Origin of the sequence: Pseudomonas sp. Irchel 3A18 (assembly GCF_900187465.1) — a bacterium.
GTDB lineage: Bacteria > Pseudomonadota > Gammaproteobacteria > Pseudomonadales > Pseudomonadaceae > Aquipseudomonas > Aquipseudomonas cichorii.
Window position 1 is genome coordinate 336,413 of record NZ_FYDI01000003.1, and the last position, 14,407, is coordinate 350,819.

The 14,407-nt window shown below is 56.4% G+C and carries 15 protein-coding genes; 4 read left to right on the top strand and 11 right to left on the bottom strand.

Going from position 1 to position 14,407, the window contains the following annotated elements; translation table 11 throughout:
- Nucleotides 1-116 precede the first annotated feature (116 nt).
- Nucleotides 117-659, top strand: coding sequence for a hypothetical protein (locus tag CKW23_RS07160; RefSeq protein ID WP_177434626.1), 543 nt, complete (start codon nucleotides 117-119; stop codon nucleotides 657-659).
- A gap of 748 nt (nucleotides 660-1,407) precedes the next feature.
- Here CKW23_RS07160 and CKW23_RS07170 read toward each other — a convergent pair.
- From CKW23_RS07170 to CKW23_RS07200, 7 genes are all read right to left on the bottom strand, one after another.
- Nucleotides 1,408-2,427 (bottom strand): ABC transporter substrate-binding protein, encoded by a 1,020-nt coding sequence (locus CKW23_RS07170; RefSeq protein ID WP_025258069.1) that lies wholly within the window; start codon nucleotides 2,425-2,427, stop codon nucleotides 1,408-1,410.
- A gap of 52 nt (nucleotides 2,428-2,479) precedes the next feature.
- Nucleotides 2,480-3,346, bottom strand: coding sequence for an ABC transporter permease (locus tag CKW23_RS07175; RefSeq protein WP_025258068.1), 867 nt, complete (start codon nucleotides 3,344-3,346; stop codon nucleotides 2,480-2,482).
- 41 nt (nucleotides 3,347-3,387) lie between these two features.
- On the bottom strand, nucleotides 3,388-4,269 hold the full coding sequence (locus CKW23_RS07180; protein ID WP_025258067.1) for an ABC transporter ATP-binding protein: 882 nt from the start codon (nucleotides 4,267-4,269) through the stop codon (nucleotides 3,388-3,390).
- 16 nt (nucleotides 4,270-4,285) lie between these two features.
- A complete protein-coding gene (locus tag CKW23_RS07185) occupies nucleotides 4,286-5,182 on the bottom strand; it encodes a TauD/TfdA family dioxygenase (RefSeq protein WP_025258066.1) in 897 nt (298 codons plus the stop codon).
- A 195-nt stretch (nucleotides 5,183-5,377) separates the two neighbouring features.
- Nucleotides 5,378-6,160 (bottom strand): MetQ/NlpA family ABC transporter substrate-binding protein, encoded by a 783-nt coding sequence (locus CKW23_RS07190; protein ID WP_025258065.1) that lies wholly within the window; start codon nucleotides 6,158-6,160, stop codon nucleotides 5,378-5,380.
- 219 nt (nucleotides 6,161-6,379) lie between these two features.
- On the bottom strand, nucleotides 6,380-7,312 hold the full coding sequence (locus CKW23_RS07195) for a sigma 54-interacting transcriptional regulator (RefSeq protein WP_095067318.1): 933 nt from the start codon (nucleotides 7,310-7,312) through the stop codon (nucleotides 6,380-6,382).
- Nucleotides 7,313-7,409: 97 nt separating this feature from the next.
- Nucleotides 7,410-7,991: an alpha/beta hydrolase gene (locus CKW23_RS07200; RefSeq protein ID WP_025258063.1), complete on the bottom strand. Its 582-nt coding sequence runs from the start codon at nucleotides 7,989-7,991 to the stop codon at nucleotides 7,410-7,412.
- A 389-nt stretch (nucleotides 7,992-8,380) separates the two neighbouring features.
- On the opposite strand from CKW23_RS07200, the gene CKW23_RS07205 reads away from it, so the two are divergent.
- The gene (locus tag CKW23_RS07205) at nucleotides 8,381-9,373 is read left to right on the top strand and encodes an AraC family transcriptional regulator (RefSeq protein WP_095067319.1); all 993 of its coding nucleotides are present in this window, start codon (nucleotides 8,381-8,383) and stop codon (nucleotides 9,371-9,373) included.
- Nucleotides 9,374-9,625: 252 nt separating this feature from the next.
- Entirely contained in the window at nucleotides 9,626-10,300 is a 675-nt protein-coding gene (locus CKW23_RS07210; protein ID WP_095067320.1) for an Abi family protein, read from the top strand.
- Between the two features lies 1 nt (nucleotide 10,301).
- Here CKW23_RS07210 and CKW23_RS07215 read toward each other — a convergent pair whose 3' ends face one another.
- Complete coding sequence (locus CKW23_RS07215; RefSeq protein WP_095067321.1) at nucleotides 10,302-11,012, bottom strand: Crp/Fnr family transcriptional regulator; 711 nt, start codon at nucleotides 11,010-11,012, stop codon at nucleotides 10,302-10,304.
- 84 nt (nucleotides 11,013-11,096) lie between these two features.
- Here CKW23_RS07215 and CKW23_RS07220 point away from each other — a divergent pair, with 84 nt between their 5' ends.
- Nucleotides 11,097-11,621, top strand: coding sequence for a DUF962 domain-containing protein (locus CKW23_RS07220; RefSeq protein WP_025258060.1), 525 nt, complete (start codon nucleotides 11,097-11,099; stop codon nucleotides 11,619-11,621).
- Nucleotides 11,622-11,686: 65 nt separating this feature from the next.
- On the opposite strand, the gene CKW23_RS07225 is transcribed toward CKW23_RS07220, so the two are convergent.
- The 3 genes from CKW23_RS07225 to cysT are packed head-to-tail and all read right to left on the bottom strand — an operon-like array spanning nucleotide 11,687 to nucleotide 14,381.
- Nucleotides 11,687-12,673, bottom strand: a complete 987-nt coding sequence (locus CKW23_RS07225) for a sulfate/molybdate ABC transporter ATP-binding protein (RefSeq protein WP_025258059.1) — start codon at nucleotides 12,671-12,673, stop codon at nucleotides 11,687-11,689.
- A 3-nt stretch (nucleotides 12,674-12,676) separates the two neighbouring features.
- Nucleotides 12,677-13,549: a sulfate ABC transporter permease subunit CysW gene (cysW, locus tag CKW23_RS07230; protein ID WP_025258058.1), complete on the bottom strand. Its 873-nt coding sequence runs from the start codon at nucleotides 13,547-13,549 to the stop codon at nucleotides 12,677-12,679.
- A gap of 10 nt (nucleotides 13,550-13,559) precedes the next feature.
- Entirely contained in the window at nucleotides 13,560-14,381 is an 822-nt protein-coding gene (gene cysT / locus CKW23_RS07235; RefSeq protein ID WP_025258057.1) for a sulfate ABC transporter permease subunit CysT, read from the bottom strand.
- Between the last annotated feature and the right edge of the window lie 26 nt (nucleotides 14,382-14,407).

Sequence of the window (14,407 nt, forward strand, 5' to 3'; positions counted from 1 at the left end):
AAGCAGGAAAAATTTCAGTGAAAAACAGATTTGAGGTTACACTAACTCAAGACGAGTTCACTGACTTCTTCAAAGGGAACGGAATGCACTACAGATCTTGAGGCTTTATAAGCCCCATGCAGTGGGCAATCCTATCCTGCCTACAGCAAATTATAGAGCGTGAAACGCTAACGACTGGAAAAAACTCAATGAGAAGTAACTTTGAGACGGCGTTGAATAAAAGTGAATTTCCCGATTATTTTAGAGGGAGGGGAATTTACTTTGCAAGGGATCCTGACTGGGGTGATCACTTGCATATTATAAATTGGGAAGGGCTTTGTGGCTTTCTTGAAACACAAAGAAACCCAAGCTTAATTTTAAGAAACGCTTTTAAGAAATATCTGAACACGGTGCAAATTAATGCCGAGGACGCAGAAGATCTTTTTGAGAATTTAGGCTGCTATTATTACATGCGCCAAAAAACTCCTATCTTGGCTGCAGGCGGATTTGATTTAGTTCGTGAGTTATCGGATGAGCAAAAGAAAAAAATATCCGAAACTATTAGATTTCTACATCAGGAGTTGGTCAGAACTAATAAAAGCCAAGATTTGGAACATTACAATCGGCGTATGGTAAAGCTAATTAATGATGGCGGCCCTAATGACATAGAGAATCTTTAGAGGGTAACGCATTTAGCCGATGTTGCAGATCACTTCTTTTGGGCTAGGCGGCAAAGGTAAAACAATAAAATACTTAACGATGAGCAAGCACGTAAATCATTAAAAAACCTAATAATTAAATATCTGAAAAACAAAGACCCGGAGGCTGACCGACTCATAGGAGTCGTCGAGGATAGTTCACGCCAAGTCCCAATCAAAGGCGTACTGGAATGTATGAAGAATTACGACCACCCGCCATTTACCAAGCAAGAGTTAGAGATAATCGAAGATCTTTTGTACGCGTATGGCTAATATATTTACTTCAAAGCGTCTCTTGAAGAACAGGTTCATGGCTTGTTTCAAACAATTCTGATTTTTTCAAAGGGAGTTGAAGGCGACAGCCTTGACGCGGGTTAGCAGACCGGTAGAGAACACAAGACCCGGCGCATCCGGAGATGCCCCACGCAAAGCTGCCATTTCAGTGACCGACGCAGCCTATGCGCCAGAACATCAGAGGCGCAAGGGCCCTGGCTTTTCCAAGAAAGTTCATACAGAAGAAAGAGCAAAACCGGCAGGCAAAGGCATGCACTGGCTGGTTTACAGAGCACTGCGTAGGAGCGAATTCATTCGCGAGGCGTCATTGAAGGCGATACATGTCCTTCGAATGTAAGGGCCTATCGCGAATAAATTCGCTCCCACTCAGTAATGACGATTAGTTAATGTGCAGAAAGCCGGCAGATATTAGTCGCCAGCAAGCTGCCTCCCACCATCAGCTACCCGATCCGCCATGAGCTTCTTCAAAGAAGTAATCCTTCCAGCTCGCAGCCTTGTTTTTCAACACGCCCAGTTCATGCAGTTTTTCGGCATAGATGAAGGTGCGTTGCGGGGTGATGGTGAAATCGATTTCCGGGTCGGAGACGATTTTCTCTACAAGCGGCAGCGGCAGTTTGGATTGTTCGACGCGGATGTAGGTTTTGGCTGCTTCCGGTTTGTCGGCCTTGATGATTTTCTCGGCCTCGGCCAGCGCGTCGTAGAACGCCTTGTAGGTCTTGGGGTTTTCGTCGTGGAATTTTTCGGTGGTGTAGAGCACGTTGAAGGTGGCCTGGCCGCCCAGCACGTCGTAGCTGCTCAGCACTTTATGGACGTTGGGGTTTTCCAGCGCCTGGTATTGGAAGGGCGGGCTGGAGAAGTGCGAGTTGATTTCCGAACCACCGGCAATCAGCGCCGAGGTGGCGTCAGGGTGCGCGAGGCTGACGGAGATGTTGTCGAACTTCTTGAAGTTCTCGTTTCCGAACTCCTTGGCCGTCTCGATCTGCAAGGTACGCGACTGGAAGCCCACCCCTGCCGCCGGCACGGCGATGCGGTCTTTGTCGGTGAAGTCTTTCAGGGTTTTGACGTTCGGGTTGTTGGTCAGCAGGTAGTTGGGCATCGAGCCCAGCGAGGCAATGGCCTTGACGTTCTGCTTGCCCTTGGTGCGGTCCCAGATGGTCAGCATCGGTGGCACGCCTGCCGATACCACGTCCAGCGCCCCGGCCAGCAATGCTTCGTTCATGGCGGTAGCGCCGGAAATGCTGTTCCAGTCGACCTTGATGTCCAGGCCTTGCTCTTTACCGTGCTTTTCGATCAGTTTCTGATCACGCACTACATCCAGAATCAGATAGCCAATGCCGAACTGCTGGGCGATGCTGATCTTGCCTTCGGCTTGCGCGCCACCGCTGAGCAGTGCGCCTGCCAGCCCCAGAGCTGCTGCCAGTGCAGTAAGTACCGGACGTTTGAAAGAAGTAACCATGAAACCCTCACAAAAATTCGAAAGACGATAAGAAACCAAGCGTTCCATGCACTTAACGCTGCATGCCCCAGCGCTTGACGGTCAGGCGCTCGATGTTGGCAAACAGCAGGTTTTCCACCAGCAGGCCGATAAGAATCACCGCCGCCAGCCCCGCAAACACTTTGTCGGTATACAGCTCGTTACGGTTCTGGAAGATGTACCAGCCCAGACCGCCCTTTCCCGAGGACGCGCCGAAGACCAGTTCGGCCGCGATCAGGGTGCGCCAGGCGAAGGCCCAGCCGATTTTCAGGCCAGCGAGAATCGAAGGCAGCGCAGCCGGAATCAGGATGTGCCAGACAAAGCGCAAACCCTTGAGGCCATAGTTGCGACCAGCCATGCGCTGGGTTTCCGAGACACCGAGGAAACCGGCGTAAGTATTGAGCGCCAGCGCCCAGAGCACCGAATGCACCAGCACGAAGATAAGGCTGTTCTGCCCAAGCCCGAACCACAGCAGCGCCAGCGGCAGCAGGGCAATGGCAGGCAGCGGGTTGAACATCGCGGTCAGGGTGCTGAGCAGGTCACGGCCCAGTTGGGTCGAAACCGCCAGGGTCGTCAGGCCGAACGCGAGGACAATGCCGATCACATACCCCTGGATCAGTACCTTCAGGGAGATCCAGACCTTGCCGGGCAATTCACCGGTGATGATGCCGTCATAGAACGCCGTGGCGGTTTGCAGAAAGCTGGGCAGCAGAAGGTCATTGTTCTGGATACGTGCGGCGACTTCCCAGAGCACGGCCAGCAGGACCATGATCACGCTCTTGCGTACCCAGCCCCGTTGCCAGATGCGTTGGGCCAAGGGGATATCGCGCACCAGATCCTTCTGGGTGAAGGGCTCCAGCGTGACTTCGTATTCTTCACGAACGGGGGGTGAAAGGCTCATGTCGGGATCTCTGTGTTCAGGTCGAGGCGCTTGGACGGGCCTCAATAAGCGATGCGGATATCCTGGAAATTCAGCTCGGACTCGGCCTGGCCGGTTTCGCCTTCATCGAACAGTAAGCGATGGATGCGCTGCGCGGTCTGCTGGAAACCGATGCCGCCGAGGCTTTTCAGGTCGTACTGATGGCTGTTGATTTCCGCACGCACACGACCCGGATGAGGTGACAGCAAGAGAATGCGGTTGCCGACCACCAGCGCTTCTTCGATGGAATGCGTCACGAACAGCAGCGTGAAACGCACTTCTTCCCACAGCTCCAGCAGTTCTTCCTGCATCTTGCGTCGGGTCAGGGCATCGAGAGCCGCAAAGGGCTCATCCATCAGCAGGATTTTCGGTTGCATCGCCAGGGCACGTGCAATCGCCACCCGGGCTTTCATGCCGCCGGACAGGGTGTGCGGGTAAGCGTCGGCAAAGGCACTGAGGCCAACCTTTTCCAGGTAGTAACGCGCACGCTCCAGAGCTTCGGGACGCTTGAGCGTGCGCGAAGCCAGTAACGGGAATATCACGTTCTCGATCACGGTCTTCCAGGGCGGCAACTGGTCGAACTCCTGGAACACCACGATCCGGTCCGGGCCTGGCTCCTTGACCTGCACACCTGCCAGACGAATCTGCCCTTCACTGGGCTGAATGAACCCGGCCACGGCCTTGAGCAAGGTGGACTTGCCGCAACCGGAAGGGCCGAGCAGTACGAAGCGATCCGCCGGATCGACTTCAAAACTGACTTGGTGGGTGGCCCGCACTACCCGCTCGGGCGTGCGGTATTCAAGGCTCACGTCCTGAACCTTCAACAAGGCCTCAGTAGCATGCTGAGTGGCCTGTTGCGTGTTTGTACCTTCGCTAGCCGTATGGCTTTGCACTGCAGCATTCATGACCAATTCCCCTGAATCAAAACGGCGCATCGCCTTGAATGGTGGTGCGATACAACTTGCGTCGCAGATGGGCCGGGCAACCGGCTGCCAGATGGATCAGGGAGCGGTTGTCCCAGAAGACCATGTCGTTGGGCTGCCATTGATGGCGATAAATATGCTCGGGACGCACGCTATGGGCATAAATCTCGCTCAGAATCTGACGGCTTTCGTCCTCCGGCAGCCCCACGATGCGGGTGGTGAACCCCTCACTGACAAACAGCGCCTTGCGGCCGTTTTCCGGGTGAGTACGGACGATCGGATGGGTCACTTCCACGACTTGGGCCAGTTGCTCCGGGGTCAGAGTCGGGCGCCAGCTGGCTGCGTTATGCCCTTCGGCATAGCGGGCGGTATAGCTGTGAACGGCTGAACGACCTTCGACCGCCTCGCGCAGATGCTGCGGCAGGGTTTCCCAGGCCAGGTGCATGTCCGCGAACAGGGTGTCGCCGCCTTCGCTTGGCAGTTCCTGGGCGTACAGCATCGAGCCCAGACTCGGCAGTTCCTTGTAGGACAGATCCGAATGCCAGTACTTGCCCGCATCTCCCAGACCCACAGGCTGGCCGTTCTCGACAATGTTGGAGACGATCAGGATTTCCGGGTGGTTGGCCAGCAGGAACTGCTTGAGCACATGGATCTGCAACACGCCGAAACGGCGGCTGAAATCGATCTGTTGCTGCGGGGTGATGTGCTGGTCGCGAAAGACGATCAGGTGGTAATCGAGATGCGCCTTGTGCACACGGGCAAAGTCGGCGTCATTGAGGGTTTTGGACAGATCCAGCCCGACGATTTCCGCACCCACCTTGCCGGTGAATGGACGCACCTCGAACTGTTGCTCTGCGGCTTGGGTAGACGATGAAGCGAGGGCGGCTGCGGACATATAGGCTCCGACTCCAAAACATGTAGATGAATATAGAGTCAGAACTTTATAGGTATAAGAAACTAAATTTAAATACCGTTATGGAATATTCATAGCGCGGAATGAGCTAGCAGACTTCGCGGTTGAAGCCGCTCCCACAGAGGACTCTGTAGAAGCGGCAGCCAGGAAAGGGGATTAACCGTACCCGATCAACAATCAGAACGCTGGCAATACCGCGCCGTCGTACTTCTTGTTGATGAATTCCTTCACTTCAGGGCTGGTCAACGCCTTGGACAGCTTCTGGATAGCGTCGCTATTGGCGTTGTCTTCGCGAGTGACCAGGTAGTTCACGTAAGGCGAATCGGAGCCTTCAATGATCAGTGCATCCTTACGCGGGCTGAGCTTGGCTTCCAGCGCGTAGTTGGTGTTGATCAGCGCAAGGTCAACCTGGCCCAGAGAGCGCGGTAGCAAAGCCGATTCCAGCTCGCGGAACTTCAGTTTTTTCGGGTTGGTGGCGATGTCTTTTACCGTCGACAGGGCGTTGGTCGGGTCCTTGAGGGTAATCAGACCGCCCTTCTGCAGCAAAAGCAGTGCACGACCGCCGTTACTGGCTTCGTTTGGAATGGCAACGGTTGCGCCTTCTGGCAGATCGGCCAGGCTCTTGTGCTTGGAGGAGTAAGCACCGAAAGGTTCTACGTGAACGCCGACGCCGGTCACCAGTCTGGCGCCCTTGCCCTTGTTGAAGCCATCCAGGTAAGGCTTGGTCTGGAAGTAGTTGGCGTCCAGACGCTTCTCGTTGAGCTGCACGTTAGGCTGCACGTAATCGGTGAAGACCTTGACTTCCAGATCCACGCCTTCCTTGGCCAGAGTTGGCTTGATCAGCTCCAGAATTTCAGCGTGTGGGACAGGTGTCGCGCCAACCACCAGTTTTTCGCCAGCCTGAGCCAGGCCAATGGAAAGCGCAGCCGCCAGAGCGGTCAACAACAAGGTCTTTTTCATGCAATGTCCTTAGGAAAATCAAAGTCGCGGAAACGACAGTTCACCAATGTGTTGCCCCCGATGCAGAGGCTATCAGGGGCATGGAGCGGACATTACCGGGCTTTCTTATTCCTAGAAAAGATTTTTTTGATAAGTCCTTATATCTGTTTGATTTTAACCACCGTATCGCAAGCAAAAAAACGCCCCATAAGGGGCGCAGGACAAAAACAGGGCAACGTTTCAATCCTTGGACTGAATGCGCTCCAGCAAGCGTTTGACGGCCAGAAGCTGTTCCTCCTTGGCATCCACCAGTATCTGCCCCACCAGTCGCTCGACCTCTGCAACCGGATTGGTGCTTTGCGGCAGGTTCAGGTGTTCCGGCAGAATCTCTTCGCCACTGCTGACCAGCAGCGCAAAGTGAATGACGTTTTCCAGCTCCCGTGTATTGCCAGGCCAGCTATGGGATTGCAGGGCATGCTGCGCCTCATCGCTGAGCAACTGCACCGGCAGGTTCAGACGCTGGCTGTAGATGCCCACGAAGTATTCCGCCAATGGCAGGATGTTGCCGGGCTGTTCGCGCAAGGCCGGTAGATCGAGCCGGCCTTCGCTCAGGTAGTGATAAAGCCGCTCGTGAAACTTCCCGGCTTCCACAGCCTGGGCCAGGTCGATACTGGTTGCAGCCACCAGCCGCACATCTACAGGGCTGGGTTGATTTGCGCCGACGCGGGTGACTTCATGGTTTTCCAGCGCCGACAGCAGCTTGATCTGAATCGGCAGCGGCAAGTCGCCGATTTCATCCAGATACAGAGTGCCGCCATTGGCCGACCCGAACCAGCCAGCACGGCTGCTCCCCGAAACGCTGTGGGCGCCTGCGGCATAGCCGAACAACTCTGCATCGGCGTAGGACGGGCTGATGGCACCGCAATTGACCGACACGAACAGCCCGGAGCGGTCACTGCCACGGTGAATGTGCCGCGCCAGCAATTCCTTGCCGGTGCCGGACTCGCCGCGAATCAGAACCGGCAACGAGCGCGGGGCCAGTTGCTCCATTTCTTCGCGCAACTGACGAGAGCGTGGATCGATGAAAACCAGTGCTTTGGCGCGGATACTGAGGGGACTCTTGTCCGCTTCAGGGAACGTCAGCAGCGGCTGACCAAAATTTTCAAGGCTCATGACAAACTCCCGCCTGAGCCTTGCCAGGCTCAAGCGTTAAAAACAGGCAGACCCGAAATGGCCCGACGAAAACGTGATATGGCCGCCAGGTATGAACTCATGCCCGACGACGTGCGTGCTGTTCCAAACGGTTCTGCAGGCGGTACAGGTAAGCGAAACCCTGCTCCCAGCGTTGATGACCCGACTTGACGTTGATATGCCCCGCCTGACTCAGGAACCCGACTTCCGCGCCCCAGTTGCGAGCCATTTCCAGGGCACGCTGGGAGCTGACGGCAGGGTCGTTGTCCGAGCTGACGATCTGCGTCGGGAACGGCAGGAGGTCCTGGGGAATCGGTGCAAAATTACGTAATGCAGGAGGGCAGTTGGGGCGCTCCACATCAGCGGGGGCCACCAACAGCGCACCATGCACCTGACGCAAGGACTCCAGCGGAGCCAATTGCGCCCAATGCGCAACGGTGATGCAACCCAGGCTATGAGCGATCAGGATCACCGGCGTGTCTTGCGCAGAAATCATGCGCTGCAACTCGCCAACCCAGTCCTCACGGCGCGGCTTGAGCCAGTCGTACTGCTCGACGCGCGCGCTGTTGGGGAGACTGGCCTGCCAGTGACTTTGCCAATGATCCTCAGGCGACCCTTGCCAGCCTGGCACGATCAGGTAACGGATCGACTCGTTATGCATGGGTTCGCCTCCTGCATGTGGGCACTCATGAAACGAGTATAGGGAGGAAACTTATATCCGATAAGGAATAAGTAGCTATTTATTAATAACCAAAACAAATATGAGACACAAAAAAAAGGAACCGCCCCCTGTCTCAAGGACGATCCCTCTAAAAATTGCTTTCAGGAAGGAAGATAAACCCGACGGGTTACAGGAAAGCTACAGTGGACAACGTGGCTCGATCACCCGCATCTTCATATGACTCGTTATGCATTCAGTCAGCCAGCACTTGCACAATTGTCATAAATGCTTCCATGCTCTGATTTCGGTATCGTGCAAAGGAGTTGCCATCGATACCTGTCGGCACCGCCCGACGTGAGTAACAATCGATGACAGGAAGGGTCATTCATATGCCCGAGTCAAACAGCTTTTCCACCTGGACCCGCGCCTTGCGCAAACAACTCGATGTTCTGGGCCTGGACAGCTTTGCGCTGTGCAAGGACGCCGGACTTGATCCCCACCTCATTGACGCTCCCAACGCCGAATACTCACCAGACGCAACCCATCGACTCTGGCAACTGGCGGTTGACGCCAGCCATGATCCGGCGCTGGGCTTGCGGGTCTCGCGCTTCGTCAGCCCGACCACCTTTCATGCACTGGGCTACACCCTGGTGGCCAGCGAGTCCTTGCGGGAAGTATTCGAGCGCATCGTGCGCTATCACTCGATGGCCGATGACGCACTGGCCTTGAGTTTCAAGCGAGTCGATGAGCACTACGAGCTTCGCTTCAATACACCGGCAGGTTCTGCGGCACCCGCCCATGAAGTGCTGGATGCGTTTGCCGCCATTTATGTGCGCACCTGCCGTAACCGGCTGGGCCGCAACTATGCCCCGCTGAGCGTCCACTTGCAGCGACCCGCACCCGCCAATCCCCAACCCTGGCAGGACTTCTTCCGAGCGCGACTGTACTTCTCGGCAACAGAAAACCTGCTGACATTCGCGTGCGCCGACTTCGACAGCCATCTGGACGACAACCCCTCGCAACTGAGCGAGCCACCCCACAATAGCGAACAGCTCCAGCCGCTGATCTGGGAACAGCGCGTACGCTCGGCCATCGAGAATCTGCTACCGGAAGGAGAACCCTCGGCCGAAAGCATTGCCCAGGCCTTGAACCTGAGCCCGCGCAGCCTGCAACGGCACCTGGCCGACGAAGGCTGTCGTTATGACCTGCTGCTCAAGCAATGTCGCCAGAACCTGGCACTGCTGCACATGAGCGACCCACAAGTCTCACTGAGCGAAGCCGCCTACCTGCTGGGCTTTGCCAATATCGACAGCCTGAACCGCGCCTTCAAACGCTGGACAGGACAGACACCGGAGCAGTATCGCAATGAGTTGGCGAGGTGACTGCCGGACTCAAGATCGCCTGCCTCCGCGCTGATCAGCCAAATGACAAAACCATGAAAACCTCATAGCACATCAAAGCGACCAGGCATGGAGAGGTTGGAAATTTGCTGGTAAATTCAGCGCCGAAAACGAAAAAACCCACCGTGAGGTGGGTTTTTCGTGAACTACTTTCATATGTCCGCGGGTGGAGGCTTTCGCCCTCGTTTCCCTCGGCTAGTGAACGGAATATAAGGATATTCACCGTTGTCGTCAATGCTTGCTCAACCTGTCGCGCCAGCTATCCGCCTCGCTTTGTCACCCGCAAGATTTGCAACCTACGAAACCGCAGCAGCGGCAGCAGGGCTCTCCTGCGAGGATGCGGTAAAACTCTACGCCTGGAACGCGCACGTTTCTAGCGCCTTACTGACCCCACTCCACATTTGCGAGGTAACTGTACGCAATGCCGTATCGGATGCACTGAAGTTGGTCTATGGAAATCACTGGCCTTGGGATAAAAACTTTGAAAACAGTCTCCCTGTCTCCAAAGGATACGGCTACCAGCAACGTCAGGATCTGATCGACACACGTACCCGTTGTCGCACCACAGATCGAATTGTTGTCGAGCTCAAATTCGTGTTCTGGGAAAAAATGTTGACGAGCCGCCACGACCAACGGATCTGGAACACGCACCTCTTTTCCCTGTTCCCCAACCTGGACCAGACAAAAACGGTATCTACTCAAAGATTGAGACTGGCAACGGATCTGGAAGCAATCCGCCTGCTACGCAACCGGATTGCGCACCATGAGCCGATATTCAGACGAAACCTGGCCAACGAATTTTCAAAGGTACATGACTTGGTGGAAGCACGATGCATGGTATCGGCTGCCTGGATGATGAGTGAGCAACAGGCTCTTGCTGCAATCCAGGCAAAACCGTTTTCGACATGAATCAGCCCAACACCCTGGTCCGCGAAAAATTGGCAACCTTGCGCAACGCGACCACATCGAAGACTTCCACCTGCTCGTCGCCAAGACGCACGATCTTGCGTTGATGCAAATCGTCGAGGGCTTCGAGTACGTCAGGTCGGGACAGCGACAAGGTGTTCGAGGCCAGGATGTCGTCCAGCGTGACAAGGCGTCGTGCGTGGCTCAAGTGCCCATAACCTTCGCACAGCAGCAACAGGCGCCAGGCCACGCGGGCACGGGCGGGCAGTTGCTTCATTTTCTCGGTGCCGGGCAAGGCCAGGCCCAGCTTGTGGCTGAGCAATGCCTCGAAGTAACGCCAGTGCTGCGGGTTCTTTTCGAGCCACTGGACGAGTGTTTCATGGGGGATCTGCAGGAAGATCGTCTGATCCACCGAGTACGCATCCAGCATGCGGGGCATGCCGTCAAACAGCGAGACTTCGCCAAACCAGTAAGGCGGCCGGACCTCCTTGAGCCGTGGCGCCAGGCGCTGTTCGTCAATGCCCCCCATGCGCACAGAACCTTCGAGCAGGACATAAAGCCCGCACGGAGGGTCACCTTTTTCAAACAGCAGTTTGCCGGGTGTCTTGCGCCGCTGCCGAGCAGCGTCAAGCAAGCTATCCTGCAAGTCGGCAGGTAAATAGGTAAACCAGTAATCGGACAGTAATCGTGACCGCCATCCCGCTCCATTTGTCATGTTTGCTCCCTTTTTTTCCAAACGCTCGTATTGCAAAAGCGATACGGTAGCCCAACCCGATAATCGTCTCAGGCAGGAATAATAATGAAAAACCTTGTCGATCATCTCAGCCAATACGCGGCGTATCACCGCGATTCACGCAATATCGTGACCCACTTCGTGGGAATACCCCTGATCGTGCTGGCTGTGGCGGTATTGCTGTCGCGTCCGGGCTGGGACGTGGGCGGGCTCTGGTTATCGCCTGCGGCGTTCGTGGCGCTGGCCTCGACTGTGTTCTATCTCAAGCTGGATCGGGCGCTGGGGCTGGTGATGGCTGTGATGCTCGGGCTTTGCATCTGGGCAGGTGCGAATCTGGCGCAACAGGCCACCATGGTCTGGCTGAGTGCGGGAGTCGGGTTGTTTGTAATCGGCTGGATCATCCAGTTCATAGGCCATTACTACGAAGGCCGCAAGCCGGCATTCATCGACGATGTGACGGGCCTGATCATCGGTCCATTATTCGTCGTGGCAGAACTGGCGTTTCTGGCGGGGATGCGCAAGCCATTGCAGCATGCGATCGAAGAGCGTGCAGGGCCGGTTCGGCGCAACACAGCAAAAGAAGCGGTGTAACGCTGTGTAGGAGCGCATTCATTCGCGAAAAAGTTCGCGAATGAATGCGCTCCTACAAGCATGTACTAGACGCCCGAAACCTTCTGCCAGACCTTCGGTTTGAAGAACAACGTCTCGCCCCGCGCCAGACCTACCAGGCTGTCGTGATCCTTCACCACTTCAACCTCGATCAGATCGCTCTGGCCTTCGGCCTTGAGGGTTATCCTCGTGGTGGCGCCCAACGGACGAATGTCGCGGACTTCAGCAGCGTGGTGGTCTTCCAGCTCCTGACGTGACAGCGAGACTTCGTGCGGACGGAACAGCACATGACCGTCGCCCAGGCTCAGGCGGTTCGAGTCGCCCAGGAAGTGATAGACGAAGTCGTTGGACGGCGCCTCGTAAACCTCACCCGGCGAGCCGATCTGTTCGATCACGCCCTTGTTCATCACCACGATGCGGTCTGCCACTTCCATAGCTTCTTCCTGGTCGTGGGTCACGAAGACCGACGTCAGGTTGATGTCTTCGTGCAGGCGCGCCAGCCAACGGCGCAGTTCTTTACGAACCTTGGCATCCAGCGCACCGAAGGGTTCGTCCAGCAACAGCACCTTGGGCTCGACCGCCAGGGCCCGCGCCAGGGCGATACGCTGGCGCTGACCACCGGAAAGCTGCTCGGGGTAACGGTCGGCCAGCCAGTCCAGTTGCACCATGTTCAACAGCTCATGAACCTTGGCGGCGATCTGGGTTTCGTTCGGACGCTGATTCTTGGGCTTCATGCGCAAGCCAAAGGCAACGTTGTCGAACACGGTCATGTGCCGGAACAGCGCATAGTGCTGGAATACGAACCCGACATTACGGTCGCGGACATCATGACCGGATACATCTTCACCGTGGAACACGATGCTGCCTGCATCCGGGGTTTCCAGACCGGCAATGATGCGCAGCAAGGTGGTCTTGCCGCAGCCTGACGGGCCGAGCAAGGCAACCAGCTCGCCACTCTGGATATCCAGATTGATAGCGTTCAGGGCCTTGAAGGCGTTGAAGTTCTTGCTGACGTTACGGACTTCGATCGACATGATTTATTCCTCCGCCGCGCTTTGGCGCAGACGGTTAATGCGGGATTCGCTCCACTGCTTGAGCAGCAGGATGAACAGCGCCAGGATCAGCAACAAGCTCGCCACGGCAAAGGCTGCCACGTGGTTGTACTCGTTGTAGAGGATTTCGACGTGCAGCGGCAGGGTATTGGTAACGCCGCGGATGTGGCCGGACACCACCGACACCGCACCGAACTCACCCATGGCCCGTGCGGTACAGAGCACCACGCCGTAGATCAGACCCCATTTGATATTGGGTACCGTGACGTGCCAGAACATCTGCCAGCCATTGGCGCCCAGAAGGCGTGCGGCCTCTTCTTCCTGGGTGCCCTGCTCCTGCATCAGCGGGATCAGTTCACGGGCCACGAAAGGCACGGTCACGAAAATGGTCGCCAGCACAATTCCCGGCAGAGCAAAGACGATCTGGATGTCATGGTCCTGCAACCATGGCCCGAACAGGCCCTGGGCGCCGAACATCAGCACATAGACCAGACCGGCGATGACCGGCGATACCGAGAACGGCAGGTCGATCAGGGTCACCAGAATGCTCTTGCCCCGGAACGAGTACTTACTCACGCACCAGGCGGCGCTGACGCCGAAGACCAGGTTGAGCGGGACCGAGATCAGCACCGCAATCACCGTCAGCTTGAGGGCCGACAGCGCATCGGGCTCAAGAATCGCGGAGAAGAACGCACCCAGACCGTTTTTCAGCCCCTGGGAAACCACGATGAACAGCGGCAGGCCCAGAAACAGGGCAAAGATCAGCCAGCCAAGACCGATCAGGATCCGGCGCGCTGTTGAATTGCCACGGCGTGCAGCGTTGGCATCGGCGGCGGCAGAAACAGATGAATAAGACATGCGCGCCTCCTCAGGATGGGGTTTCGATGCGCCGCTGCAACAAGTTGATCAGCAGCAACAGAATGAAGGAAACCACCAGCATCATCACGCCGATAGCCGTCGCACCGGTGTAGTCGTACTGGTCCAGTTTGACCATGATCAACAGCGGCAGGATTTCGGTTTTCATCGGCATGTTACCGGCGATGAAGATCACCGAGCCGTATTCCCCGACACCACGGGCGAAGGCCAGGGCAAACCCGGTCAGCCACGCGGGCAACAAGGCAGGCACCAGAATGTAGCGAAACACCTGCAAAGGGCGAGCGCCCAGACAGGCCGCCGCTTCTTCGACCTCACGGGGAATATCGGCCAGCACGGGCTGCACGGTACGCACCACAAACGGCATGGTCACGAACGTCAGCGCCAGGGTGATACCCAGCGGGGTGTAGGCAATCTTGAAGCCCAGATCCGTGGCGAACTGCCCGACCAGACCATTGGGCGCATAAAGCGCGGTCAGCGCGATACCGGCAACGGCGGTTGGCAGAGCGAACGGCAGATCGATCATCGCATCGATGATCTTGCGGCCGGGGAAGGTATAACGCACCAGCACCCAGGCCAGCAGCGTACCGATGACGCCATTGATCAGGGCTGCGTAGAACGCGGTACCGAAACTCAGCTTCAAGGCAGCAATCACGCGCGGAGCGGTGATGATGGTCCAGAACTGATCCCAGGTGAGCTGCGCGGCATGAACGAACATGGCCGCCAGCGGTATAAGCACAATCAGACTGAGGTACACCAAGGTGTAGCCCAGCGTCAGCCCGAAGCCGGGTATGACGGGGGAGATACGACGCGACATAAAAGTCCTTGGTTCCGCTTGCACAA